The 25,843-nt window shown below is 35.3% G+C and carries 23 protein-coding genes and 1 riboswitch; of the genes, 7 read left to right on the forward strand and 16 right to left on the reverse strand.

What is annotated here, in order from left to right; translation table 11 throughout:
* Nucleotides 1-28: 28 nt before the first annotated feature.
* Nucleotides 29-898: a hydroxymethylglutaryl-CoA lyase gene (locus EK386_RS07570; protein ID WP_126658538.1), complete on the reverse strand. Its 870-nt coding sequence runs from the start codon at nucleotides 896-898 to the stop codon at nucleotides 29-31.
* 243 nt (nucleotides 899-1,141) lie between these two features.
* Here EK386_RS07570 and EK386_RS07575 point away from each other — a divergent pair, with 243 nt between their 5' ends.
* Together EK386_RS07575 and EK386_RS07580 are read left to right on the forward strand one after the other, a co-directional pair.
* Nucleotides 1,142-2,746, forward strand: coding sequence for an ABC-F family ATP-binding cassette domain-containing protein (locus tag EK386_RS07575; RefSeq protein WP_126658540.1), 1,605 nt, complete (start codon nucleotides 1,142-1,144; stop codon nucleotides 2,744-2,746).
* A gap of 140 nt (nucleotides 2,747-2,886) precedes the next feature.
* Entirely contained in the window at nucleotides 2,887-3,558 is a 672-nt protein-coding gene (locus EK386_RS07580) for a hypothetical protein (RefSeq protein ID WP_126658542.1), read from the forward strand.
* 143 nt (nucleotides 3,559-3,701) lie between these two features.
* On the opposite strand, the gene EK386_RS07585 is transcribed toward EK386_RS07580, so the two are convergent.
* Both EK386_RS07585 and EK386_RS07590 read right to left on the reverse strand, forming a co-directional pair.
* Nucleotides 3,702-3,902 carry a cold-shock protein gene (locus EK386_RS07585; protein WP_036179813.1) on the reverse strand — a complete coding sequence of 67 codons (201 nt, stop codon included), beginning with the start codon at nucleotides 3,900-3,902 and terminating at the stop codon, nucleotides 3,702-3,704.
* A gap of 253 nt (nucleotides 3,903-4,155) precedes the next feature.
* Nucleotides 4,156-4,428, reverse strand: coding sequence for a DUF1033 family protein (locus EK386_RS07590; protein ID WP_126658544.1), 273 nt, complete (start codon nucleotides 4,426-4,428; stop codon nucleotides 4,156-4,158).
* Between the two features lie 119 nt (nucleotides 4,429-4,547).
* On the opposite strand from EK386_RS07590, the gene EK386_RS07595 reads away from it, so the two are divergent.
* The 4 genes from EK386_RS07595 (at nucleotide 4,548) to EK386_RS07610 (ending at nucleotide 8,427) form a co-directional block, all read left to right on the forward strand.
* The gene (locus EK386_RS07595) at nucleotides 4,548-6,269 is read left to right on the forward strand and encodes a globin-coupled sensor protein (RefSeq protein ID WP_126658545.1); all 1,722 of its coding nucleotides are present in this window, start codon (nucleotides 4,548-4,550) and stop codon (nucleotides 6,267-6,269) included.
* Between the two features lie 27 nt (nucleotides 6,270-6,296).
* Nucleotides 6,297-6,578, forward strand: a complete 282-nt coding sequence (locus EK386_RS07600; protein WP_126658547.1) for an acylphosphatase — start codon at nucleotides 6,297-6,299, stop codon at nucleotides 6,576-6,578.
* A 95-nt stretch (nucleotides 6,579-6,673) separates the two neighbouring features.
* Nucleotides 6,674-7,324 (forward strand): 5-bromo-4-chloroindolyl phosphate hydrolysis family protein, encoded by a 651-nt coding sequence (locus EK386_RS07605; RefSeq protein WP_126658549.1) that lies wholly within the window; start codon nucleotides 6,674-6,676, stop codon nucleotides 7,322-7,324.
* Entirely contained in the window at nucleotides 7,321-8,427 is a 1,107-nt protein-coding gene (locus EK386_RS07610) for a toxic anion resistance protein (RefSeq protein ID WP_126658551.1), read from the forward strand. The genes EK386_RS07605 and EK386_RS07610 overlap by 4 nt, the downstream gene beginning before the upstream one ends.
* A gap of 53 nt (nucleotides 8,428-8,480) precedes the next feature.
* On the opposite strand, the gene EK386_RS07615 is transcribed toward EK386_RS07610, so the two are convergent.
* The 12 genes from EK386_RS07615 to dapF all read right to left on the reverse strand — a co-directional run bounded on the left by EK386_RS07615 (nucleotide 8,481) and on the right by dapF (nucleotide 23,505).
* Nucleotides 8,481-8,678 (reverse strand): DUF6501 family protein, encoded by a 198-nt coding sequence (locus tag EK386_RS07615; protein WP_126658553.1) that lies wholly within the window; start codon nucleotides 8,676-8,678, stop codon nucleotides 8,481-8,483.
* A gap of 271 nt (nucleotides 8,679-8,949) precedes the next feature.
* The gene (locus EK386_RS07620; RefSeq protein ID WP_126658555.1) at nucleotides 8,950-9,894 is read right to left on the reverse strand and encodes a hypothetical protein; all 945 of its coding nucleotides are present in this window, start codon (nucleotides 9,892-9,894) and stop codon (nucleotides 8,950-8,952) included.
* Nucleotides 9,887-10,378, reverse strand: a complete 492-nt coding sequence (locus EK386_RS07625; protein ID WP_158674390.1) for an RNA polymerase sigma factor — start codon at nucleotides 10,376-10,378, stop codon at nucleotides 9,887-9,889. Before EK386_RS07625 ends, EK386_RS07620 begins: the two co-directional genes overlap by 8 nt.
* Nucleotides 10,379-10,779: 401 nt before the next feature.
* The gene (locus EK386_RS07630) at nucleotides 10,780-11,514 is read right to left on the reverse strand and encodes an amino acid ABC transporter ATP-binding protein (protein ID WP_126658559.1); all 735 of its coding nucleotides are present in this window, start codon (nucleotides 11,512-11,514) and stop codon (nucleotides 10,780-10,782) included.
* 21 nt (nucleotides 11,515-11,535) lie between these two features.
* Nucleotides 11,536-12,267: an amino acid ABC transporter permease gene (locus EK386_RS07635; RefSeq protein ID WP_126658561.1), complete on the reverse strand. Its 732-nt coding sequence runs from the start codon at nucleotides 12,265-12,267 to the stop codon at nucleotides 11,536-11,538.
* 160 nt (nucleotides 12,268-12,427) lie between these two features.
* Nucleotides 12,428-13,279, reverse strand: coding sequence for a transporter substrate-binding domain-containing protein (locus EK386_RS07640; protein WP_126658563.1), 852 nt, complete (start codon nucleotides 13,277-13,279; stop codon nucleotides 12,428-12,430).
* 108 nt (nucleotides 13,280-13,387) lie between these two features.
* A riboswitch (Lysine riboswitch) is annotated at nucleotides 13,388-13,568 on the reverse strand.
* Between the two features lie 291 nt (nucleotides 13,569-13,859).
* Nucleotides 13,860-15,119, reverse strand: coding sequence for a 2-oxoglutarate dehydrogenase complex dihydrolipoyllysine-residue succinyltransferase (gene odhB / locus EK386_RS07645; protein WP_126658565.1), 1,260 nt, complete (start codon nucleotides 15,117-15,119; stop codon nucleotides 13,860-13,862).
* 99 nt (nucleotides 15,120-15,218) lie between these two features.
* The gene (locus tag EK386_RS07650; protein ID WP_126658566.1) at nucleotides 15,219-18,026 is read right to left on the reverse strand and encodes a 2-oxoglutarate dehydrogenase E1 component; all 2,808 of its coding nucleotides are present in this window, start codon (nucleotides 18,024-18,026) and stop codon (nucleotides 15,219-15,221) included.
* Between the two features lie 232 nt (nucleotides 18,027-18,258).
* The gene (locus EK386_RS07655) at nucleotides 18,259-19,653 is read right to left on the reverse strand and encodes a HAMP domain-containing sensor histidine kinase (protein ID WP_126658568.1); all 1,395 of its coding nucleotides are present in this window, start codon (nucleotides 19,651-19,653) and stop codon (nucleotides 18,259-18,261) included.
* Nucleotides 19,650-20,330, reverse strand: coding sequence for a response regulator transcription factor (locus EK386_RS07660; RefSeq protein WP_126658570.1), 681 nt, complete (start codon nucleotides 20,328-20,330; stop codon nucleotides 19,650-19,652). Before EK386_RS07660 ends, EK386_RS07655 begins: the two co-directional genes overlap by 4 nt.
* Before the next feature lie 145 nt (nucleotides 20,331-20,475).
* Complete coding sequence (locus EK386_RS07665; protein ID WP_126658572.1) at nucleotides 20,476-22,515, reverse strand: diguanylate cyclase domain-containing protein; 2,040 nt, start codon at nucleotides 22,513-22,515, stop codon at nucleotides 20,476-20,478.
* A 24-nt stretch (nucleotides 22,516-22,539) separates the two neighbouring features.
* On the reverse strand, nucleotides 22,540-23,505 hold the full coding sequence (gene dapF, locus EK386_RS07670; protein WP_126658574.1) for a diaminopimelate epimerase: 966 nt from the start codon (nucleotides 23,503-23,505) through the stop codon (nucleotides 22,540-22,542).
* Nucleotides 23,506-23,935: 430 nt separating this feature from the next.
* On the opposite strand from dapF, the gene EK386_RS07675 reads away from it, so the two are divergent.
* Nucleotides 23,936-24,484 carry a GNAT family N-acetyltransferase gene (locus tag EK386_RS07675; RefSeq protein ID WP_126658576.1) on the forward strand — a complete coding sequence of 183 codons (549 nt, stop codon included), beginning with the start codon at nucleotides 23,936-23,938 and terminating at the stop codon, nucleotides 24,482-24,484.
* A gap of 235 nt (nucleotides 24,485-24,719) precedes the next feature.
* On the opposite strand, the gene murG is transcribed toward EK386_RS07675, so the two are convergent.
* Nucleotides 24,720-25,802: an undecaprenyldiphospho-muramoylpentapeptide beta-N-acetylglucosaminyltransferase gene (murG, locus tag EK386_RS07680; RefSeq protein ID WP_126658578.1), complete on the reverse strand. Its 1,083-nt coding sequence runs from the start codon at nucleotides 25,800-25,802 to the stop codon at nucleotides 24,720-24,722.
* Nucleotides 25,803-25,843: the final 41 nt, after the last annotated feature.

Raw genomic sequence — 25,843 nt, forward strand, 5'->3', positions numbered from 1 at the left:
ATTATAAAGAATAGTAGGTTTAAGAGTTTTACGAGCTTGTTAGTTGTTGTAAAAGACCTTTCGCAAAGTTAGCCGCATCCATCATTGCCTTTTCATCCATTCCGGTCTCGATGTTCATCTCATGAAACAGTTTCACTAACCCTTCTGTTGAGACATTCCCAGTAGCACCTGGTGAAAATGGACATCCCCCTAACCCTGCGATCGAGCTATCAAATTTTGTAATCCCAGCTTGGAGGGCTGCTAAAACATTGGCATAGGCAAATTGATTTGTATCGTGAAAATGGGCAATGAATTGTGTCTCAGGAAAATCATGCTTCATTCTAGAAAACCGTTCATACACAATGCGCGGATTTGCCTTACCATTCGTATCACCAATTGAAATTTCATCGGCACCTATGTTAACAAAATGACGGACAACTCGCGCTACTTGTTCATAAGCAACCGTTCCTTCATAGGGACAACTAAAACCCATGGACACATAAGCACGAATTTTCATGTTACAGGCTTTCGCTTTTTTAAAAACCAATGTACATTCACCTAATGAATCGGCAATCGATGAACGAATGTTCCGTTGGTTAAAGGTTTCCGTCGCACCCACAAAGACAGCAATTTGCGGTACGTTGCAATCAATTGCCCGCGCTAATGCTCTCATGTTTGGCGTTAACGCAATATAATCAATCCCTAGTTCATTACTAAAGGTTGCCAATTCTACGGCATCGGCCATTTGGGGTACAGCTTTTGGATGAACAAAGGAAGCGGTTTCAATTCGACGGACCCCCATTTTTGATAACTTTCGAACGAGTTCTTTTTTCATTTTTGTAGGGACAAAAACAGACTCATTTTGTAAGCCGTCACGTGGACCAACTTCAATAATTTCTACTTCTTTTGGAAAAATCATTGCATCCTCCCACCTTCATATTTTAAGAAAAATAGACTTTACTCAAAATATTTCAGGATGGACTGTTCTATGACAATTTTAACTACATAGAAAACTACTGATTATAGGCTATATCATTGGATTTTAGTATGGTTTAATAGCTTTTATAGTCACCTCATGCTATAATTGAAACATTGTGTACAAAAGAGAAAGCAATAATGACTTTTTAAAACAATCGAAAAATTGAATGAAGGAGGAACTTACATGATTCAAGTTAGTAATGTAGGTCTTCGTTATGGCGATCGCAAATTATTTGAAGACGTAAATATTAAATTCACACCTGGGAACTGTTACGGTCTAATTGGGGCAAACGGTGCAGGTAAATCAACATTCCTTAAAATCCTTTCTGGTGAAATTGACCCTCAAGAAGGTCACGTTTCTATGGGGAAAGATGAACGTTTATCCGTTCTGAAACAAAATCACTTTGAGTACGATGAATTTAATGTACTTGATACGGTTGTAATGGGAAATAAACGTCTTTGGGAAGTAAAAGCTGAAAAAGACGCAATTTATGCAAAAGAAGATTTTTCTGATGAAGACGGCATGCGTGCTGCAGAATTAGAAGGCGAATTTGCAGACTTAAACGGGTGGGAAGCAGAATCAGAAGCTGCAACTTTACTTAACGGTTTAGGTATTGGTGATGAGCTTCATTACATGCAAATGGCAGACTTAGAAGGTTCAGATAAAGTGAAAGTATTACTTGCTCAAGCTTTATTCGGGAAACCAGATGTTCTATTACTGGATGAGCCTACCAACCACTTAGATTTAAAAGCAATCAAATGGCTAGAAGAATTTTTAATTAACTTTGAAAATACAGTGATCGTTGTATCCCATGACCGTCACTTCTTAAACAAAGTTTGTACGCATATTGCGGATTTAGACTTCTCTAAAATCCAAATTTATGTGGGGAACTACGATTTCTGGTATGAGTCTAGCCAATTAGCACTTAAAATGGCACAAGATCAAAATAAGAAAAAAGAAGAGAAAATTAAAGAGTTACAAGCATTCGTTGCACGTTTCTCTGCGAACGCTTCGAAATCAAGTCAAGCAACTTCACGTAAAAAAATGTTGGATAAAATCGAACTTGAAGACATTAAACCTTCTAGCCGTAAATATCCTTTCATTAACTTCCAAATCGGGCGTGAAATTGGGAACGACGTATTAACAGTGGATGGTTTATCAGCTTCTCAAGAAGGCGAAGTGTTATTTAAAGATATCCGCTTTATGATGAATAAAGAGGATAAAATCGCTTTACTTGGTAGCCCAAATGCAAAAACTGCATTAATGGATATTTTAATGGAGCAACGTGAAGCTGATAGCGGAACATTTAAATGGGGTGTAACAACATCTCAAAGCTATTTTGAAAATGACCATGATAAATATTTTACAGGTAGTGAAAAATCATTAGTTGAATGGTTACGTCAATATTCACCTGAAGATGAAACAGAGTCATTCTTACGTGGTTTCTTAGGCCGTATGTTATTCTCTGGTGAAGAAGTGAAAAAGTCCCCTTCTGTTCTTTCAGGAGGAGAAAAAGTTCGTTGTATGCTTTCGAAAATGATGTTATCGAATTCGAACGTCTTATTATTAGATGAACCTACGAACCACCTTGACTTAGAATCGATCCAAGCACTAAATGAAGGATTAATTCGCTTTAAAGGCGCAATGCTGTTCACTTCACATGACCATCAGTTTATTCAAACAATTGCCAACCGTATTATTGAAATCCAAGAAGACGGTTCAATTTTAGATAAGCAATTAACATATGATGAGTTCCTTGAATGGAAAGACGCACAAGGAATTAAATAAGCAACTTAGGGTGTCACATTAGTGTGGCACCTTTTTTATATTCTCCTATAGTTTACATAATAATATTATTTATTAACCATCTTATAAAATGCAATCCGAAAAATAATACGTTATAGTATTATCAAAAGGAGGATGACATTGTGAAAAACGTACTGATTATTTTTGGATTATTGCTTCTAATTGGTTGCAGTGACAATAGTGAAAAGCAAACTGTAGACTCTTCCCCACCTTTAGAAGAAGTTAAAGAAGAACCAACAACTACTGATGAACAAGTTAGAGACGAAACGACTCCGTTAGATTTCAAACAATTTTTCAAACCAGACAATACAACAGCGACCTTTTTAGGTGAAGGAAATGAATTTGCAAGTTATACAGAAAAAACGAAATGGCTTTCCGATGAATTTGTTGCAACCATGATCGATAATGGCGGCGCTGTCACGATGAAGGTATATCGTGTGTTTAAAGACCGAATTGACAAAGTATACGATGAGCTTGTTGAGGGTATACCTAATGAGGTAGTTTATCCAGAGCTGTCTAAATTAGAAAATGCAGAAGTCATTGAAACATTTTTAGCTGGCCCTATTGAAGTTGGGACGACTTTTGGCAAATGGAAAATCATTGAGGTAGGTACCACATTAGAAACTCCATATAAAACTTTTGAGAACGTTTTTGTCATTGAAGAAACTGGTGATGGATATGTAAATCGAAAGTATTTTGCCGAGGGTTACGGGGATGTTAAAACCGAATCCATTATGAATACGGATCAAAACGAAGAATTTATTGTTACTTCCACATTAGAGAGTATTAAATAGGAAAAATAAGAGATACTAGTTGTAGGGATTGGTTCACGTAATTACCGTTTAGAGCCAATCCCTTGTTAACTTTGTAGGCAAAATAAAAGAGACATCCCCATCTTGGAATGCCTCCGATTAACGAATGTAAGTTTAATTAAAAATTAAAGTTTAACAACGTTAGCAGCTTGTGGTCCGCGGTTGCCATCTACAACTTCGAATTCCACTTTTTGACCTTCGTCAAGAGTTTTGAAACCTTCACCTTGGATAGCTGAGAAGTGTACGAATACGTCGTTTTCACCTTCAACTTCGATAAATCCAAAACCTTTTTCTGAGTTAAACCATTTTACTGTACCTTGTTTCATTTAAGAAAACCTCCAAAAAATAAATGTTAACAATATGTGATTGTTTACCGAAATAAAAATTCACATATTACGAAGAGTACCGACTTTACACCGATCACTCTTTGTAATATGTGAATCAATTTGTACCCGGTCAAGCAATTTTATTGTTAAAATAAGTATACCATCATATTACAAATTGTCAAACAGTTTCTAAGACTTTATTTACAATTTTCTCTACTTTCTGTTAATTGATCGGCTTAAGTTTATTGTGTACCTATTTTTCGATAATTATTCCGTGGAAAATTTGGGCATCATCTTCGCATGCTTCACAATACTCACATTCATCCTTTGACCAAAATGCATAATACTTCCCTTCCCTACTTTCCTCATGGTCATATTTATTCCGAAAATCGTCTAACATATTGTTTAATGCTATATTGAACTGTTCTTCAGTATTATATACATGTGTTGTTACAATATTTGATTCCCAACCGTCAAATTTCCACCATGGTTCAAAATCTGCTTTCATATATATTAACTTATACATATATTTCAAACCCTTTCCTTCTAATACTTTGTATTTTAGTTAAATCATGATGGAATGTCTATTTTCTAAAACTACTCTGTGATAAAATAACCTTAACAAGTGGGATAAGGAGAGATATTATGTTTTCATCTTTAAAACCTAAAGCAAATTTAGACCAATTATTCCAAAGAGGTACTGACATCCAAGCTTCTGGGCGTTTTTTAAAAACACTCGAATATAATCATTTTGCAACTTCCGACCAACAAAATTTACAAGATTTATATAACAAATTACGCAACACAACGAAGATGGATGAAATTTTTACTCATTATTTAGAGGAAATCTCACCTGATGGGAAAAATCATATTCCGAATGAACAAATTAATACATACTTACATCGATTTTTTGTAGCTGAGCGTAATGAACAATATGTGAATGACACGATCCAATTTTTCAATTTGTTCAGAGCCAATCATTATGAATTAGGGAAATTAATCGTTGTATTTAATCAATTTTCGTTTTATATCACTACCCATGTGCTAAATAACTTTGGGTTAAAACCAATGAAGGCATTTGACTATATGAAATCCTTATCCGCAGCAGTGAATATTGATCAACAATTATTAGTCGAAGTTTTGACGGAAAAGGTTATTGAAAATGTTGTAAGTGAAATTTCGTCTTTAATGGATGTAAATGCAAAAATTATGTACATGAAAGATCTCATTGTAAGTTTAGATAAACAGTTTTTAGAAATCCAAACGTCCACTTCGGCAACAGAGGAATTAACTGCTTCCATTGCAGATGTTGCTCGTTCTTCCAATTACATATCTGAAAAAACGTCAGAATCCGTTCAATATGCCACGAATAGTAAACAGGCGATTGAGCATGCATTAAATGAAATCTTTAAAACAGGCGATACCTTTGCAGAAATAGTCGACTCATTCGATCATTTAAAAAGACATGTGGATGATATAGAAAATGTCGTGACGCTCATTAATGAAATTGCTGATCAAACAAATTTATTAGCACTAAATGCCTCTATTGAAGCAGCTCGTGCTGGAGAGCATGGAAAAGGATTTTCCGTAGTAGCCCAAGAGGTTCGAAAATTAGCTGAAAATACGGTATCCGCATTAAGCCAAGTATCTAAAAACGTCGGGTCCTTAAAATCTTATTCTACGGATGTAGCCAAATCCATTACAGACACAAATGATATTATTAAACATGCCACAACGGAAGCAAAAGAAACATTACCGTTACTTTCACAAATCGTAGAAGCAGTGGAACATATTAATCAGGATATTTCCAATACAGCAGCCATTACCGAACAACAAGCAGCTGCAATTGATGAAATTTCACAACGCATGAATCAAATCCTTCACTTGCAAGAGGATATTCGACAATATAGTTCTAATACGTCTCGAGATATTCATTTATTGGGTCAAGAGATTAATCGTTTCCGTAATGATGTCATTCACAATAATACGTCCACATTATCCAGTACGTCCCTATTACATCTATCAAAAGCAGATCATATTTTGTGGAAATGGAAAGTATACAATATGTTTTTAGGTTTAGAGAAGCTCCAACCAGGCGACGTATCATCTCATAAAGAGTGCCGCTTAGGTAAATGGTATCATTCCGAAAAAACGCGTGAACGTTTTGGCCAACAGAAATCTTACATTGAATTAGATCATTATCACGAACAAGTGCACTACTTTGCTAAAGAAGCGGTTACTCAATATACACATGGGAATATTGAACAAGCAGAAAGTTGCTTAAAGGAAATTGAAGTTGCCTCCGAACAAGTTTTATATTATTTAAATGATTTAATTCAAAACATTTCAAACGAAGCAAAAAACTAGTTTCATAATAAAAGGAGCAAGATTTACATGGCAAAACGGGCACATATTATTTTTTTCGGAGATGTCGATGGGACAGGCTATCGCTTTTTTATTAAGCAAAAAGCGATCGTCCTCGGGTTAAAAGGCTTCTGCAAATTAAACGCAAAAAAACAAATTGAAGTTGAGGTTGAAGGAAAAACAAATTCCATCGATGAATTTTTAAAATTTGTCGAAAAAGGCGTCAGTCCTCAGGCGGATTCAAACGGATTTACCGTTGAGATATATGATGAATTAAAAGGATATGTTACGATGGAGTCGGATATTGTTTAACCGACTCCACTTTTATTGTAAACTAAAATAAAACATATGAAACTTTTCCATGCTAATGTACGTATTACAATTATAGAACAATAGGAGGTACGAGTATGCTTGGAGCAATGAATTTTATTACCCGTCATGCGCTCAATTTTTTAATAAGCTCTTCAATTTTTGTAGTATCGATTGTTAATTTGGATCTTGGCATGTTTTTCGTGCCCGTTTTAACAATTGCTTCATACTACTTAAGTAATAAAGGGATTAAAGCGTTTCAAAAATCAAGAAAAAGTAAAGAGTTCGGCATGTCCCGCTCTGAATATAAACAAATTGAAGCACAACTAAAAACGGCGAAAGGTCATTTAAATGCTTTAACACAACAATTTGTTCGTGTACGTTCTTTACGTTCTTTCAAATTACTAAATGAAATGACAAAACTTTCGAAACGCATTATTAATATCGTCCAGTCTAATCCAAATAAGTTTTACTCAGTTGAAGATTTCTTTTACTCCCATTTACCGTCTGCGGTAGAGCTAACAAAAACATATACAATGTTAAGTCAGCAACAAGTAAAAGATACCGAAATTCATTTAGCCCTAGAAGATACACGAAAAACATTAAAAGACTTACATGGTACAATGGAACAAGATTTAAAAGCAGCATTAGAGTCTGATTTAGAAAGCTTACGAATTGAACTCGATTTTGTTAAACTTGAAAATGAAAAGAAACGTCAACAAATTGATTTTCGGGGTGACCAACGATGACAGAAAAAAAGAGCTCTAACAATCCACTTGAAGCGCTTCCAACTAGTGGGGGCTCTTTTTTTGATGTGGAATTAAGTCAAAACACCACATCCTCCCCTACGTTTTATACGTTAAATACAGAAGACCAATCCCGCGCACTTCTCGTTGCAAGTAAACTGGATGTTTCCGTTTACGAGAATGTGCTAAAGTTTGGAAGCGATGTTCAACAATCATTAAAAAACTTTACCCATAATATGCTAGTGCGCGTACAACGAAACGATACGTCTCCAATTCGTGAAGTGCTTCATAAATTAATGGAACACCTCGAATCCATTAATCCTGATGATTTAATCGAAAATGAACGAGGATTTTTTAGTAAATTATTTAAAAAGACAAAATCATCGATACAAGAAGTGGTTTCGCAATACAATCGACTAAGCAAACATATTGACCGCTTAAGTATTCAATTGCAGCATGCTCAAAAAGGTTTGTTAAATGATATGAACATGTTAAATGATTTATATCATTTAAATGAAGACTACTTTCACAATTTAACGATTTACATAGCCGCTGGGGAAATGAAGCGGGATGATTTATTAAAAAATGAGTTGCCTAAATTAGAAGCCCTTGTGGCGACGTCGTCAAACCCGATGGATCAACAGCGTTTAAATGACCTAAAAACGTCCATTGAATGGATTGATAAACGAATTTATGATTTACAAATATCTCGTGAAATCGCGATCCAAACCGCACCACAAATAAGGCTAATCCAACAAACGAATCAAATGTTAGTTGAAAAAATTCAAAGTTCCGTCATGTCCACGATTCCGTTATGGCAATCACAAATTTCGATGCTCATTAATATAAACAACCAGCGACGAGCAAACATGACAACCCAACGCTTAATGGAAACATCCGATAAAATGATTCAAAAAAATGCTAAGATGCTAGACGTAACCGGAAAAGATGCAAAACGTTACAAAACGATTACCCACGAAGACGTCGATCATTTTAAAGAAACACAAATGAAATTACTCCACTCCATTGAAGAAACATTACGTGTACAAGCAAAGAGCAACGAACAACAAGCGGCCATCGATGTAAATATAGAGCAGCTTAAATAAAGACAAAAGACGCATCTCTCGAATTACGAGAATGCGTCTTTTTAATAGTAAAATCACTCAAAATAATCTTTATAATACCCGCCAACATTGCCAGTGTTATCAATGACAAAAATAAATTCTTCTGTTTCATTTTTCACTTCATATTCTTTTCCAACTGTTAACACGTTTGACACTAAATATTTTTCAGCGTTCGTATTCACACATGTTACTTTACGAATTGTTGGAGCATCTTTCCATTTTAAATTTAGCATTCAATTTACCTCGCTTTAACTTTCTTTCATGTTTCTATATTATATACGATTTCGGTTGTTTGTGGAAATTAAATCTAAAATTTACCCCTCCTATTCTCATCTATTGTGTTTTAGTTGTCGATAATGCTACCATTTAGATAGATTCAACGAAAAAGGAGGTTTTTACTATGGCTTTTGGCGGTGTACCAATGTGGTTTTTTGTCATCGCAATCATTTTTGCAATTGTCTTTATTATCATATCTGAATGGAACTCAAGAAGCTGAGCGAACTATTATATATTCATACTAAATAGAATGGTAATCATTAATATGCCGATCGATGAACAAATTAATAAATACAACGCAGCATTATTTTGTGCATATTTCTTTTCAATGTAAAAACTAATTGCGATTGTAACAATGAAGACAAGCAGTATCCAGTATAAGTGAATGATGAATTGTAATAGAATTGTCGAAATTAGGAATACACCATATAACGTTATGCATCCATAAATAATTGCCTTTGCAATCTTATTTTCCCCGCCATATACGATTTTCTCCAAATCATATTTTCTTTTTAAATATCTCTCTAAAACAAAAGAAATGATGGCATTAGCAAGAATAACAATTGAAACCCAGCTTGATATCTGATTGTCATCTAATACTTGCCAAAGTATGTGATCTAACGTTGCCAATTCCATGTCATCTTTTGTTTCAATAAAGTACCATTGTTTCTCGTCTACATTGTAGAGATAGCCTATTTTATTTTGTAATATTTTATACTTCCCTTCCGATCCATCATCATACTTTAATATAACATCGGAATAGATCCCATTTTGATAAATTGCAGAAGGCTTTGGTACATCCACTTTTATCATTTTCTCTAAATACGTTTCGAGCTTCCCTAATTGCTCTTGATCATCATTTTTATGAATATAGGTATAGTAGTTCGAGTTTTTCGCTTTAAATTCATCGTATTCAGTGTCATTGATAAAAAAGATTGCTTGTAGTGTTGGATTAATAACCGTTCCTTGAAGCGGTTTTTCAGTAAATTGTGTTGAATTTAATAGCGCAAACACTAACATCACGATTGCAACTGTCACAAAACCAGATAACACTTTAACTCCAGATTTAGGCTTTTTCATTTTCTTCTCAATTTTTTGCCAGGATTGTTTTTCATTGTTCGGATTGCGTGGTAAATCGTTTAGTTCATCCCAAATTGACTTTTTGTTATTCATCCTCCTCCACCCCTTTCCATATACCTCTTAACGCTTTTAAGGCTGCCCTTTGCGTATTTTTCACTTTATCAGTACTCCATCCTAACACTTCGGCTGTTTCTTCAATTGATAGTTGCTCAATTTTCCTTAACACTAATACTTCACGGTAGCTTACTTTTAATTTCGATAATGCATAAAATAGTTCTTTTCGATTTTCGTTCTCCACGATGTACGCTATTGCGCTATCCTGTACGATTTGTTCATGCGATTGTATAAAGGGGATGAATTGAATAATACGCTTTCGTCGCAAATAATCATACACTACATTTCTCGCAACTTTTCGAAGCCAGGTCAGCTCGCTCGCTTCATTGCGAAAGTGATCGTAATTTTTATACGCTTTTAAAAACGTATCCTGCAATAGATCTTCAGCAATCGTTTCATTTTGAACAAGATAAAATATGTATTTAAAAATGCTTCTATTATGTGCTCGATATAATCGTTCCAATACCTTACCTCCTTCCCTACAACTATAGACGAATATGTGTTGGAAAAAGTGTAAAAATAATGCTAAAAAACGCTAGAGTATGTTATTAAAGGCTCTATTAACATGTTGAATCCTTAAGATACAGTAACATACTCCAACTTTAAAGACGCGGCCTACCATTGTAAGCCGCGTAATAAATCTAGAAAGTTTTGTTGATTCTATCTTATGTGAGCGGACCTTACACTAAGCACAATAACAAGTCGAAAGACACGTTTCAACGTGGCTCTGCGGCTTGTGTGCTAAGTCCGCTCACAAAGCAACTCCCAATAAGAATATTCATTAGTAATTCATTAAACATTTTCTACAAGGCCAAATCCCTAAAAAAAAGGCAAATCCCACATAATATGGAATTTGCCCTTTAATTATTTTAATGTACGTTTTAAAAACTCTTTTGTTCTTTCATGTTTTGGATTGACAAGGACTTGCTCAGGCGGTCCTTCTTCCACGATGACCCCTTTATCCATAAAGACAATACGATCGGATACTTCTTTTGCAAACTCCATCTCATGGGTAACAATTAACATCGTGTTTCCTTCATCGGCTAATTGACGCATGACCTTTAACACTTCCCCAACCATTTCTGGATCAAGCGCAGACGTCGGTTCATCAAATAACATCACTTCTGGATCCATCGCAAGTGCTCTCGCAATGGCAACACGTTGCTTTTGACCCCCAGATAATTGTTTTGGTTTTGCATTTATGTACTGATCCATTCCAACCGTTTTTAAGTATTTTAAAGCATTAGCTTTGGCTGCATCTTTCGAACGTTTTAGTACCTTCAGTTGTCCGACCATACAATTTTTCAAGACATTATGGTTGTTAAATAAGTTAAACTGTTGGAAAACCATTCCTAAATGAGTACGGTATTTTCTAACATCGTGTTTATCGTCTAAAATATTTTCGCCATTGTAAATGATCTCTCCACCACTTGGCACTTCAAGAAGATTAATACAGCGTAATAACGTCGATTTCCCTGAACCAGAAGAACCGATTAAGCACACTACTTCACCCTTATTTACAGTAAAGTTTACATCGCGTAGTACTTCATGATTGCCAAATGATTTATTTAGATGTTTGATTTCAATAACTTTTTCCATCATTCTATCTCCTTACGCGAATTATAGCATTTGTTGTTCTCTTCGTTGTTCTACTTGGTATGCATTTTGACCATCCATCTTCTTCTCAATTATACGTAAAATTCGTGATGCGATAAATGTCATAATTAAATACATAATACATGTAATTACGTACGATTCGGCAAAGCGGAAGTTCGCCCCAGCAATGGATTTCGTTGTAAAGAATAATTCTGTTACACTAATTACGCTTAATACAGCAGAATCTTTAATATTCATAATTAATTGGTTACCTGTCGCTGGTAAGATGTTACGGAATACTTGAGGTAAAATAACATGAATCATCGTTTGGAAATGGCTCATACCAATTGCTTCCGCTGCTTCGTATTGACCTTTTTCAATCGATACAATACCACCACGTACGTATTCAGCCATATATGCTCCCGTGTTTAACCCGACAACGACTACCGCTGCTACAAATCGATCCATTTCGTATCCGTAAGAAGCAACTCCATAGAATACGACCATTGCTTGTACAATCATTGGTGTGCCACGGAAGATTTCTACGTAAACAGTCAATAGGAAGTTGAAGATTTTAAGAATAACAGACTTAATTGATTTCTTACGCATTGGGATCGTATGCATAACACCGATGAATAATCCGATAAGAGCACCAATAATTGTACTAAATAGCGCAATTAATAATGTCATATAAGCGCCACGTAAATAACTTGGCCAATTTTCTTGTAGAATTGAAAGTATTATTTCAAAACTCATAAATATCCTCCTAAATTGATAAGCAGCATACGCTCACGAAAGCCCTTGAGGAGCTTGCGCCTGTAGCTAGACACTGTTCAAACTCTCAAAATTTATCGTTTTCTTGTTCTTTAAAAAAGTTATCACTGGCCGAGTGCGACCAGTGATAATCCACTTGCTATTATTGAGCAGCCGGTTGGTTAGCAATTGCTGCTTCCATAATTTGTTGTCTTTCTTCTTCAGAAATACCAGCTAAAGCTTCGTTAATTTTAGCAATATTTTCGTCACCTTTACGTAGACCAATTGCAACGGATACATCTTCTTCTTTTGTTTCAAATCCTTTTTCTAATTCCACAAATGCAAAGTTTGAATTTGCAGAAGTTGAAGAAATTGCTTCAGGTCTTTCCGCAACATATCCATCAATTACGCCAGATTCTAAAGCTACACGCATATGTGCGAAACTTTCCATTGCTGTTTCTTTTTGAACACCAGGAATTTGATCGATTACATCATAGTTCGTAGTGTTCAATTGAGATGTAATTTTAGCACCAGTAAAATCTTCTAAAGTTTTAGCATTTGCATATTTCCCATCAGCTTTTACTACAATAACAAACTCACTTGTATAGTAGTTTTCAGTAAAATCGATTGCCTCTTTACGTTTTGCAGTTGGACTCATACCAGCAATAATTGCATCAATTACATTCGATTGTAATGCAGGTAATAAACCATCCCACTCTGTTTTTACGATCACTAATTCTTTGCCAAGAGCATCTGCTACACGTTTTGCGATTTCCACGTCATAACCGCCAGCATACTCTTCTGATCCACTAATTTTCACTGCACCATTTGAATCATCTTGTTGCGTCCAGTTAAATGGAGGGTATCCAGCTTCTAATCCTACTTTAAAAACTTCTTTTGATTCTGATGAGTCAGTTGTTGAAGAAGATGTACCTTCTTCTTCAGAAGAACCACATGCAGCCAGTACCATTATTGCGAATAATGTCGTCATGAATAATAATAATTTTTTTGACATAATAATTCTCTCCTTCTATTTTTTATAAGAATTAAAGTATACAAAAAGCGACCTAAGATGAGACTCAGGTCGCTTATACTTTAATAGCCTAAATCCTCTTACAATCCCGCTTGAGATAGCACAACTCAGCAAGTAGGGTACAAGCTGAGACAGTCCTGCAATTATTCACTGCAGGCCCAGCATGAAGTAGTGAGCCTAATTCATACTTCGGCGATATTTCCTCATTTTTATTTCATTGTCTGCTCTTGACTCCATAAAAACTAATAAAGATCGCGCCTCTACCCCACTAGAAATGTGAGGTTTTAATATTAAATTTCTATTAAAATGTTACTATATTATCATTCGACTGTCAATGTGCATTTTTCTGATAATAGAAAAATACTAGAAAAAATTATGACATTTAGGTATTGTGACGAGTTTGGCTAATAATTGCACAAGTTTGGCTAATAGTTAGCTGTGTTTGGCTAATATCCCCCGCAACCTGGCTAATAATTACCCCAGTTTGACTAATATAACTCAGCCTCACTCTCAAACCATAAAAAAACTCTAGCGAATATTCACCCGCTAGAGTTTTGTGTTATTAAGAATTTAAAAGTAGATCTTCTGGATTTTCGATTAGTTCTTTAACTGTTTTTAAGAATCCAACTGAATCTTTACCATCGATAATACGGTGGTCATAAGATAATGCCACGTACATCATTGGACGGATTTGTACTTCACCGTTTACCGCAACTGGACGATTCACGATTGAGTGCATTCCTAAAATACCAGCTTGTGTACCGTTCATGATTGGTGTTGACATTAATGAACCGAATACACCACCGTTAGTGATTGTAAATGATCCACCCGCCATGTCGTTTAAGCCTAATTTTTTGTCACGAGCTTTTGCTGCAAGTTCAGCAATGTTTTTCTCGATTTCCGCGAAGTTTTTGCTGTTTGCATCACGTACAACTGGTACTACTAAACCTTCTTCAGTTGATACCGCAATACCGATATCGAAGAAGTTGTTTAAGTGAATTTCGTCACCTGAAATTTGAGCATTTACATAAGGATATTTCTTAAGAGCTGCAACTACTGCTTTTGTGAAGAATGACATGAAACCTAATTTGATGTCGTTATCTTTCACAAATTGCTCTTGTTTACGTTTACGAAGAGCCATAATGTTTGTCATGTCGATTTCGTTGAACGTTGTTAACATCGCAGTTGATTGTTTAACTTCAAGTAAACGTTTTGCGATTGTTTGACGACGACGAGACATTTTCTCGATTGTAACACGGTCAGTTTCTGCAGCTGGTGCAAAAATAACTGGACCATTGCTTGTTACCACTGGAGCCGCTACAGGAGCTGCTGCTGGTGCAGTACCATGAGCTGCTACATCTTGTACACGTACGCGACCTTGTGGATCTACTGGAGAAATTGCACTTAAGTCAATTCCTTTTTCACGAGCTAATTTACGTGCAGCTGGAGAAGCTACAACGCGTTCATTTGAAGTTTCTTCAACTACAGGTGCAGCTGTTGTTTGAGCTGCTGCTGGCGCTGGTGCTGCAGCCGGTGCTGGTGTAGCCTCTGCTTTTGGTTCAGCTGCTGGTGCTGGTGCAGCGCCTTCTCCTGCTTCCACTACTGCGATCACTTGACCTACAAGTACTGTGTCGCCTTCTTCAGCAAGAATTTGAGTTAAAACTCCTGCTTCTTCAGAGATGATTTCTGCATTTACTTTATCTGTTTCTAATTCAACGATGAATTCGCCTTTTTCAACGCGATCTCCAACTTTTTTAACCCACTGGGCAATCGTTCCTTCTGTAATCGATTCTGCTAACTCAGGGACTTTAATTTCAGCCACTTTAATATCCTCCTTTAATAACTCCTGTGCATTTCTTTTTTACACAAGAGATCGCTACAACTTTTCGTAGCAAGTATGATCAATGATTGAATATTAGTTTTATTTTGCTAAAGCTTCGTCAATAACTTTTGCTTGAGCGATTTTATGTGAATCCATATCACCTTCAGAAGTAGAAGACATTTCTGGACGACCAACATATCTTACCTTTTTACCGTCAGCAAGTTCAAGTAAATATTCTAAAGCATATTTCCATGGTCCTTGGTTTCTCGGCTCTTCTTGTACCCAAACAATTTCTTTCGCATTAGGGTACTTCGCAATAATATCAGATAATTTTTGTGTAGGGAATGGATATAGTTGTTCTACACGAACGATATGAAGATTATCATAACCTTCTCCATTTTGTACACGATCTGCTAAATCAATTGTTACTTTACCAGATGCTAAGATAATGCGTTCAACTTTTTTCGCATTTGTACCTAATCCAGGTTGTTCAATTACTTCTTCAAATTTGCCATTTGCTAATTGCTCTAAAGACGCAGCAGCTAATGGATGACGTAATAATGATTTTGGAGAAGTAATGACTAATGGACGCATTGCCTCTGTGCCTAACATTTTTGCTTGGCGACGTAATAAGTGGAAGTAGTTTCCAGCATTAGAAACGTTCGCTACGATCCAGTTGTTTTCAGCAGATAATTGTAAATAACGTTCAATACGTGCTGAAGAGTGTTCTGGTCCTTGTCCTTCCATTGCGTTAGGTAATAGAAGTACTAATCCTGATTTTTGTCCCCACTTAGAACGAGCAGATGAGATGAAGTTATCAAACATAACTTGTGCCATGTTTGCAAAGTCACCAAATTGACCTTCCCAAATTGTTAACGCTTTGTCATTTTCTAAATTATAACCATACTCGAAACCAACAATACCAGTTTCAGTTAATGGTGAGTTGTGTACTGCAAATGAAGCTTTAGCATCTGTGATGTGATGTAATGGTGTATATTCTTGACCATTATCTTTATCGTGCAACACTAAATGACGTTGAGAGAATGTACCACGCTCAGCATCTTGACCAGTAATACGGATTGGATTGCCATCACGTAAAATTGCTCCAAACGCTAATGTTTCAGCATGACCCCAGTCAATTTTGTCTGTTTCTAATGCTTCTACACGTTTCTTTAAGATTTTTGCTAATTTATTTTGTGGGTTGAAACTTTCTGGCCAAGCAAGAAGATCATCGTTAATTTGTTGAATATCTTCTTTCGCTAACCCTGTTTCAACTTCAGGATATTCATTTTTAACAGCTTCTGGCATTTCAATTTCGAAATGACCTTTTTCTGCTCCAACCTCTTTTACATGGTCGTAAGATTTTTGCATTTCAGCATAAACATCATCGTCAAGTTTTTTCACTTGATCTTCTGTTACAACGCCTTCTTGAACAAGTTGTTGACCATAGATAGCACGAACAGTTGGGTGTTTTGTAACGATTTGATATGTTAATGGGTTAGTTACAGTTGGATCATCTGTTTCATTATGACCAAAACGACGGTATCCAATTAAGTCTATTAAAATATCTTTGCCAAAGATTTCGCGGTATTGGAATGCTAATCGAGCAACTTGTACTACTGCTTCAGTGTCATCTGCATTTACGTGAATTACAGGAATGCCGTAACCTTTTGCAACATCTGAAGAATATTTCGTTGAACGAGAATCATAATGCTCAGTTGTAAATCCAATCATATTGTTTGAAATGATATGGATTGATCCACCAGTTGTGAAACCAGTTGTATTTGCATAGTTAAATACCTCTTGAACGATCCCTTCACCAGCAAATGCAGCATCACCATGTACAAGTACTGCTAATGCTTTACTTGGATCATGAACTGGTCTACCTGGTTTTGTTGTATCTTCTTGGGCTGCACGAGTTGAACCTGTAATCACTGGGCTAACAACTTCTAAGTGCGATGGGTTGTAGGCTAATTTAACTTTTAAACCTGATTTTTTTGTATGTGTCGCACCCATGTGATACTTCACGTCGCCAGTCCAACCTTTAGAAATCTCTAAAGAACCGTCTTTCGGGAAGAAGTAATCATTTGGTACGTGTGCAAAGTCAGCAAACATCATATCATATGGCTTATTTACCACATGAGTTAAAACATTTAAACGACCACGGTGAGCCATACCAATTTGCATATAGTTCATTTTCTTTTCATCAGCAGCTTTTACGATTTCATCAAGTAAAACAACTAATGTGTCTAACCCTTCGATTGAGAAGCGTTTTTGACCAACGAATGTTTTATGAATAAATTTTTCAAAGTCTTCTACACGAGTTAATCTGTCTAAAAGTACTTTTTTCTCTTCTGTAGTTAAGTTACGTTTAATAGCACCTGATTCAATTTGTTCTTGAATCCATTGGCGCTCGCCATCAGCTACATGATCATATTCATAAGCGATTTTTCCTGTATATATTGAACGCAAGTAATCAACTGCTTGTTTCCCATTGATAACGCTTGCAGGGGCATTATTAAAGAATAATGATGCTGGCATTGCAGCAAGATCTGCATCTGTTAAGTCATACGTTGAAAGTTCAATTCTTGATGAATCAAGTTTACGATCTTTTAAAGGGTAAATATCTGCAGCTAAATGTCCGTAAGAACGGATTGCATCTGCTAATTGTACTGCAGCAAAGATTTTTTTAATATTACCTGATTGTACGTTTGCCGCACCCTCAGTCACAACAGCTTCAGAACCTTCTACGAAAGGAGATCCAAATTGTTGGAAAAGTGCTGCTAATTCCGGCTCTACTTCAGCTGGATTTTGTAAGAACAAATCATATTGTTCCATTACATAGCCTAAGTTAGGGCCAGAAAATGCTGACCAAGGGGAACCAGCAAATAATACATTGTTCGACATGAGAATTACCTCCAAATTTTTGCCACATGGCAGTTCCATTGTTCTACTTGAAATATTATTTCATATTTTAACATTCTTCGACAATACAAAATAACATATTGCTTATAAGTGAAGAACGTTTTTTTTCCATCTCAATCTTACTACTCTTCACAAAAAATACAACTATTTTTCACAAATTAAGCTAATTTTTTTGAAACGTACTACTTTCAAGTCAAATATTTATAATATAATTTCATAATGGGAGCATTAAAGTAAAAGTCGTTCCGTCTACTTCGCTACTTTTAACCTCTATTTCCACATTGTATTTTTCTGCTAGCATCTTTGTAATACTTAAACCTAAACCAGTTCCGCCCCCCTTATGTTCCCGTGACGCATCTGCTCGATAAAAACGATCGAATATATGGGGCAAGTGCTCTTTACCAATACCAATACCATTGTCCGCGATCGTCATAATAATTTTTTCAGATAAATATTGAACATTGATTTTAATTTTAGGTGTTTTATGGTTGTATCGAATACCGTTTTCCACTATGTTGCGTACAATTTGGGCTAGTGCATTTTCAGTTATATTCGCATTGATTGGATTGCCTACCAAGTCTACATCGATTGAAGCTTCTGAGTAGATTATTTTAAATTCCTCAATTAACGACTGTAGAACTTTGTCAATATTTGCGGATGCATATTCATCTCTCTTTTCACTCCTTGCTAAATCTAACAACTCTTCTATCATCTTTTTTATACGTGACACCTCTTCAAGGGATGTATTAATCGATTCTTCCAGTACTTGCGGATCATTTTTCCCCCACCTCTTAATTAAAGATAAATGCCCTTCTATTGCTTGAATAGGCGTTCTCAATTCATGGGAAGCATCCGAAACAAATTGTTGTTGTTTGAGAAAAGAACTCTGCAATTCTTCCATCATAACACGATAGATTTTTAATAAATCACCTATTTCGTCATCCGCTTGATAAGAAAAATTTATTTTTTCCTCAAAGCCTTTATCTCGTACAGAAATCATAGAATCACGCAAATCTTGCAAAGGTTTAATTAATAAATTCGCTAGATAGTAGCTGATGGAACCTGCTAATAACATTGCCCCAACACCAGCAATCAACATCGCCGTTAATACATACTGCATCATGGATTGAAAGGTTGATAAAGGATGAATCAATTGCATAACGCCAGTAAAACCACCAATTTGAATAATTCGATGTGCTATGAAGACATCCTCCCCATCGAGCTCATCTTTTAATATAACTGCATTTGCAAGCTGTTCGGGTGATAATTCTATTGGGGCAGCGGGTGACACATCATTGATTCGTAAAACTTCATACCCATCATAATTAAAGATTCGGACGGTTTGGTCTTGATTGACAATTGCTTTTAATAAACCTGTATTCCCTTGAAATTCTTCGATAGAAATAAAATATTTGGAATGAAAAAAGGATGTTAAATCATCCATAGAGCGAATGGCATTATTTTCTTCATTTTGAATGAGCCACGAATAAAGGGCAAAATAGGTTAACATACAGATGGCGGCATAGCTTATGAAAATAACGATCGCCGTTGACAATGTCCATTTCTTTTTTAAAGATTGGTTAACGATCAATACTTTTAGTTTATTCATTCTCTCACCACATACCCTACACCACGCACCGTTTCAATATATGGTGATTGTTCTGTTTTTAGTTTCATCCGTAAATGGCGAATATAAACATCGATTACATTTGTTTCAACTTCAGAGTCATATCCCCAGACAGTTTGTAAAATCATTTCTCTAGGGCATACTCGATTTTTATTTTCACAAAGTAATTTTAATAAATCGTATTCGGTCTTTGTTAGCTCTAATTTTTCTCCTTTAAAATAAACCTCATAAGAAGACGGGTAAATGACAATATCTCGAACTTGAACCTGTTCTTCTTTTTCAGTCACTTCATTATTACTAACGCGTCTTAAAATTGATCGTATTCGGGCTAGTAACTCCTCGATTGCAAAGGGTTTGACAATATAATCATCCGCTCCTGCATCTAGACCTGCCACTCTGTCCATCACAGCATCCCGAGCAGTTATTAATATGATGGGTACGTTGGATTGGGCACGGACTCTTCGGCACACTTCAATGCCATTTAACCCGGGCAACATGACGTCTAACAAAATACAGTCAAAGGATTCCTCTAATGCTTTGTTTAACCCTTCTCTCCCATCGTATGTGACGGTTACTTCAAATTGTTCATGTTTTAACTCAAGTTCAACAAAACGTGCAATATTTTTTTCATCTTCAACGAGTAATATTCGTTTATTCATATGCTCACCTTTTGTCATCATTTATTTAAATAGAAAAAGCCTCGTTCTAAGTTTAACTTAAAAACGAGACTTTGGTAAGAAATGTGGAGTTGATTAGACACTATTCAAACGCTAAACAATTATACATTTATTCTAAAAACCACAATTAATCTTCATAAAATTTATAGTTATTTTTGGACATTGATTTTGTAGCATACAGCGCTTGATCCGCACAGTCTAGTAATGCTTCAAGTTTTGAGCCATGATCGGGATAAAACGAAATACCAATTGAAGTCGTTGGTTTGAAATGATGGCTTGAAATCATCCATCCTTTTTCTAAAGTTTCTTTAATTCGTTTGATAATTAGTTTTACTTGTTCATTGCGTTTTTGCTGATTTTTTACAAGGTCAGTAAGGATGATACAAAATTCATCGCCACCAAGTCGTACAACTAAATCATTGGAACGAACACTACTTGATAGGGCATTACCGAATTCAGTTAAAAATTCGTCGCCAACCTCATGACCAAATCGATCATTTACCTCTTTAAAATTATCACCATCGACATAGAGCACTGCAACGGATTGATCCTTTATTTTTGCTTTTTCTAAAAGTATAGGAAATTCCTTTTGAATATAACGTCGATTTGGTAATTGCGTGAGTGAATCATGGAAAGCAAGGAATAGCAATTGATTTTCAAACTTTTTACGCTCTGTTATTTCTCTAGCAACCATAATAATTCGGCTTCCGCGATTTCGTGAATAATCGTTGACAATTGTATAGTTACATTCACACCAAGATATATCCCCATCTTTAGATTTGTGTATAAGTTCAATTTTTGAATTATTCTTCGATTCTATATTGTATATTTCAGTATTCCAAATTTCCCTACTCTCGGCAGTTAATAGTTTCGTATAAAATTGTCCGATTAACTCTTCATCTTTATATCCAAGTTTTGTTGTATAGGCATTAGAAGCATAAAGAATAATCCCATCTTCATTTGTAATAACAATTAAATCACTCGTATTTTCGGTAATCATACGAAACATATGTTCAATATTCCGTAATTCCGTTAACATTTGTTTTTTTTGTGTGATGTTATATCGAACCGACATATACTGTTGTATGTGCCCCATTTCATCTAAAAGCGGAATAATCGTTGTATCCACCCAATATGGAACGCCTAGTTTTGTTCGATTACAGATTTCCCCACGCCAAACATCACCATTTTGAATGGTATCCCATAGATTTTTGAAAAACTCAGCAGAATGGAACCGGGAATTTAAGATTTTATGGGTGTTTCCTATTAGTTCTTCTCGGCTATAGCCCGATTGTTCAATAAATCGTTCATTTACCTCGATAATGACACCCTCTAAATCTGTAAGGGATACTTCCGCGGTACTATTAATGGCATATTTAAAATTGGATAGCCCATTTGAAGTAATGCGCAATTGCTGCTCTTGTTGGAGGAAATCAGTAATTTCTTGCAAAATAATAAATATTCCTACAACAGTGGATTCTTGATCATTTTGATAGATTGGCGAAAAAGTAGCTGAAAAACTTCTTTTTGCACCCTCTTTATCAACAAAGGATAAAAGCTTAGAAGATAAGTTCTTCCCCTCACAAGCCTCCTTCAATAAAAGTTTTAATTGTTCAGGTTCTTGATTAGAAGTAATTGGCAAGTCAACAAAGTATTGCCAACGAACTTCTTCTATATCCAAATTAAAATCTTGTAAAAACTGCGGATTTGCTTCGAGTAAACGCCCATCACTCGATATTAAGACCGTAGATAAAAATGTATTAAAAAATACGGACCGCATAAATAAATATTTATCCTGCAAATCCCGATCAAAAGAAATTTCTTTCGTAATCGCTAAAATACATTCTTTTCCATCATGAATGATTGGCAAGACCGATGTTTCATATTTTCGAACTTCAGAATCTACATAGCTATAATCCTCATAATTTACTTGTTCTTTCTTTTCTAATGCTAGATTATAGTGTTCAATAATCAGTTCATATTGGCCTTTATTCATGATTTCCGTCATGTTTTTACCAATTGCATCTTCCGAAAGTAGTTGTAAAGACTTCTTATTTATATAAATATATTTATAATCTTCCTCATTTTTTTCTAGATAATAAACAAAATCATTGCTTTTCCCAAATAATAATTCAAATTGTTCTTTCGGAAGAATTGTTAACGACATTTTACGCACCTCCTAATGTGCGGTTCAAGACAGAGAAGCAAGCTCTTTATTAACTAGTTGAATACACTTTTCATATTGTTTTTGCTCTTCTGTATCTTTTCGATTAATGAATTGATAGTTATTTTGTTCCGTTTGTAGGACATATTCAGAGACGATTGTAGCATTTCCGATTAACGTAAGCTCAAAAGCATCGGTATCTTTTTGTATGACTTCACATTTGACGAATCCACCAGGGTTTAAAACAGTGACAACATTCGTATCTACTAACCCATTAAGTTTTGACACAAGGGCTGATGCAGTCATCGCTGTTCCACAAGCATTTGTAAATCCAACACCACGTTCAAATGTTCTGACAAAAATTGTGTCATTTTTCAATTTGTGCACATAACTTACATTTACGCCGTCTACACAATAGTCATTTTCACTATTCAAAAACTGTGCCAGTAATTTTTGGTGATACGTATCCTCAATATAACGTTTTTCTACAATACCAATTAGATGAGGATTTGGCACCGAAACGGCTGTAAATTTAATTGAGGGTGAAAATTCCTTAAGTATCTGATGTTTGATTTCTGTTTGATTATGATAGTTCATAGGTAAACTACTCAGTTCAAAAGACACAGGAGATATTTCGACAGCATATGTTGGGATATCTTCAAAAATAGAATGTTCTTTTCGAACTTCTAAATCTGCTTTCATTGTTTCGATCACTGCTTTATCAAGACCTAAATTGTCACAAACAAATCTCGCTACACAACGTAGTCCATTTCCACACATTGAGGCTTCGGAACCGTCAGCATTAATTACGCGCATTTTAGCATCCGCATGGTTTGAAGGAAGTACTAATAATAACCCATCTGCTCCACCTTCATTGTCTTTATCGCATAGCCATTTTGTTAATTTAACCCAGTCCATTTCATTTTCGTCAGAGGTATTATATAAATAAAATGAATTCCCAGATCCATGTACTTTAAAAAACGTTCTATTCATAGGCATTCTCTCCCTACTTTATTTACTTCTATCATAATTGTAAATTTATCTTGAAGCAACATAATCTACTCGTATAGAATTTTAAGTTTTGTTTACAATTTTTACACATAAAAAATCTATTTTTTTAAGGGAAATTATTTGTATAAAATTGATTTTTTATAATATGATATTATCATAAATCATTTTTTAATATAGTTATTTCACCTTAGATTTCGGTGCAAATAATCTTCTATAAATAACACAATCTATCTTACAAAAATGTATGTAATTTCGCACTATTTTTAAGCTGGTTTTTTGAAAATTCAAACTTATTCTAACAAGAAAAAAAATTGTTTGACGTCGTTATCCTTTCCGTATATTATTTTGATTTGTTGCCATACATGAAAAAGTTTTTTGATTTGCAACTATCCTAAAAAAGGAGGCGTTTCTCATGTTAAAACATCGGGACCTTTCAGAAACTAACGAATTATACCAATTAATGATCCACCCAACCGTTTATCCATTTGTTCGTCAGAAAGCTTCCTCAGCTGAAGAGTATTTATTTATGACAAAACAATTATTGGAAGAAGAACAAATAGGTAAGACAATTTCAAGGACCATTGTTGGTGACTTTGGTCAACCAATAGGTACGATTAGTCTGTTTGACATACAAGATGGCGCCGGTTTCCTTGGAACATGGATAGGGGCACCTTATCAAGGAATGGGCTATAATCGAATTGCAAAACATGATTTTCTATCAGAACTATTCTTTGAAAAAGACTTTCATACGGTTTTCTTAAGAATCCGCAAAGAAAATGAAAAATCAAAGCGCGCTTCTTTAAAGTTGCCTTATGTTGTATGTGCACAAGATTCACATCCAGCACTTTACGAAGAAATTAATACAGGTGATGTAAAATTTGATCTTTTCAAAATACCAAAAGACTTGTTCTATATCGTCACTGCCAACGAAACGACAAACGAAGAAGAACAGGCAATGTAATTTTACAATACGCTTATGTGTACAAATACATTATAAATAAATGAAATATGTCATAAAAAATTCAAAAATAAGGCTTCCGAAAAGTAATTTTCGGAAGCCTTATTTGCGACAAGGATCGTGACAATTTATTGTTACTACCGCAGGAGCACAGATTTTTAGCAATATTATATCATTAGAAGTATAGGTGACCAGAAAGTGTAATACTTTCTGAACGCCCCCTTTACTACTTAAGTTTTTACATTTCCTTCTGATATTGGGTAATTAACATAACCATCTCTTCAGGTGTTTTTGGACTTTCTGCTTTTTCCATTGCATCAATGATGATCGATTCTCTTCTTACTAACGTCTCCACTGACTTCATAAAACTATTTTTCGATAATTGTTCTTCCTCGAGGGTCACCGCAAAACCTTGGTTCTCAAAAATAGAAGCATTCAATATTTGATCTCCCCTACTTTTCGATGCCGATAGAGGGATTAAGAGCATTGGCTTTCTTAATGCTAAAAATTCAAAAATGGAATTCGAACCTGCTCGTGAAACGATTAAATCTGCTACATATAATAAATCAGGCAACTCAGTCGTCACATAGTCAAACTGTTTATACCCTTTCAAACTATCTAAAGAAGTATCCACATTGCCTTTCCCACAAAGATGAATAATATTAAATTTCGTCAATAACTCCGGTAAATTGCTGCGAAGGGCATCATTTAATACAATCGATCCTAAACTCCCCCCCATCACAAGGAGTACTTTTTTATTTTCTTCAAAGCCACAAAGTTGTAATCCGCGCGATTTGTTTCCTTCAAACAATTGATTTCGAACAATCGAACCTGTACATGTCGCTTTGTCTTCGGGTAAATATTTTAATGTATCTTCAAAGATCGTAAATACATGGGATGCAAAAGGTAAAGCAATTCGGTTTGCAAGGCCCGGCGTAACATCCGATTCATGGACAACAACCGGCACATTTGCTAATTTAGCAGCAATTACAACGGGCACTGATACAAAACCACCCTTTGAAAAGATAATCGATGGTTTGACTTTACGTATTACCTTAAAGGCTTGCCCCACTCCAGCAAGTACTTTAAAAGGATCGGTAAAGTTCTTCATCGAAAAGTACCGACGTAGTTTTCCACTTGAAATACTATGGTAGGGTACGTTTGGGAAACTATTCGTAATTAATTCTTTTTCTATGCCATCATGAGAACCTATATAATGTACATCATAACCTTCTGAAAGGAATGTTGGGATAATGGCTTGATTTAATGAAACGTGCCCAGCCGTTCCACCGCCTGTTAAAATAATTGATTTTTGTTTCACACAAAATCTCCTATCTAAATAAAGCTTTAATTCTTACTATA

The organism is Lysinibacillus antri, from assembly GCF_003977595.1.
Classification (GTDB): Bacteria; Bacillota; Bacilli; order Bacillales_A; family Planococcaceae; genus Ureibacillus; species Ureibacillus antri.

What these genes read in the sequence shown, in the direction of transcription:
- EK386_RS07635 (WP_126658561.1), bottom strand. Translation starts at nt 12,267, where the DNA reads ATGAGTTTTGAAATAATACTTTCAATTCTACAAGAAAATTGGCCAAGT.
- EK386_RS07675 (WP_126658576.1), top strand. Translation starts at nt 23,936, where the DNA reads ATGTTAAAACATCGGGACCTTTCAGAAACTAACGAATTATACCAATTA.
- EK386_RS07595 (WP_126658545.1), top strand. Translation starts at nt 4,548, where the DNA reads ATGTTTTCATCTTTAAAACCTAAAGCAAATTTAGACCAATTATTCCAA.
- EK386_RS07570 (WP_126658538.1), bottom strand. Translation starts at nt 898, where the DNA reads ATGATTTTTCCAAAAGAAGTAGAAATTATTGAAGTTGGTCCACGTGAC.
- EK386_RS07575 (WP_126658540.1), top strand. Translation starts at nt 1,142, where the DNA reads ATGATTCAAGTTAGTAATGTAGGTCTTCGTTATGGCGATCGCAAATTA.
- EK386_RS07630 (WP_126658559.1), bottom strand. Translation starts at nt 11,514, where the DNA reads ATGGAAAAAGTTATTGAAATCAAACATCTAAATAAATCATTTGGCAAT.
- EK386_RS07660 (WP_126658570.1), bottom strand. Translation starts at nt 20,330, where the DNA reads ATGAATAAACGAATATTACTCGTTGAAGATGAAAAAAATATTGCACGT.
- EK386_RS07650 (WP_126658566.1), bottom strand. Translation starts at nt 18,026, where the DNA reads ATGTCGAACAATGTATTATTTGCTGGTTCCCCTTGGTCAGCATTTTCT.
- EK386_RS07590 (WP_126658544.1), bottom strand. Translation starts at nt 4,428, where the DNA reads ATGTATAAGTTAATATATATGAAAGCAGATTTTGAACCATGGTGGAAA.
- EK386_RS07600 (WP_126658547.1), top strand. Translation starts at nt 6,297, where the DNA reads ATGGCAAAACGGGCACATATTATTTTTTTCGGAGATGTCGATGGGACA.
- EK386_RS07620 (WP_126658555.1), bottom strand. Translation starts at nt 9,894, where the DNA reads ATGAATAACAAAAAGTCAATTTGGGATGAACTAAACGATTTACCACGC.
- EK386_RS07615 (WP_126658553.1), bottom strand. Translation starts at nt 8,678, where the DNA reads ATGCTAAATTTAAAATGGAAAGATGCTCCAACAATTCGTAAAGTAACA.
- EK386_RS07640 (WP_126658563.1), bottom strand. Translation starts at nt 13,279, where the DNA reads ATGTCAAAAAAATTATTATTATTCATGACGACATTATTCGCAATAATG.
- EK386_RS07585 (WP_036179813.1), bottom strand. Translation starts at nt 3,902, where the DNA reads ATGAAACAAGGTACAGTAAAATGGTTTAACTCAGAAAAAGGTTTTGGA.
- EK386_RS07605 (WP_126658549.1), top strand. Translation starts at nt 6,674, where the DNA reads ATGCTTGGAGCAATGAATTTTATTACCCGTCATGCGCTCAATTTTTTA.
- EK386_RS07610 (WP_126658551.1), top strand. Translation starts at nt 7,321, where the DNA reads ATGACAGAAAAAAAGAGCTCTAACAATCCACTTGAAGCGCTTCCAACT.
- EK386_RS07655 (WP_126658568.1), bottom strand. Translation starts at nt 19,653, where the DNA reads ATGAATAAACTAAAAGTATTGATCGTTAACCAATCTTTAAAAAAGAAA.
- dapF (WP_126658574.1), bottom strand. Translation starts at nt 23,505, where the DNA reads ATGAATAGAACGTTTTTTAAAGTACATGGATCTGGGAATTCATTTTAT.
- EK386_RS07665 (WP_126658572.1), bottom strand. Translation starts at nt 22,515, where the DNA reads ATGTCGTTAACAATTCTTCCGAAAGAACAATTTGAATTATTATTTGGG.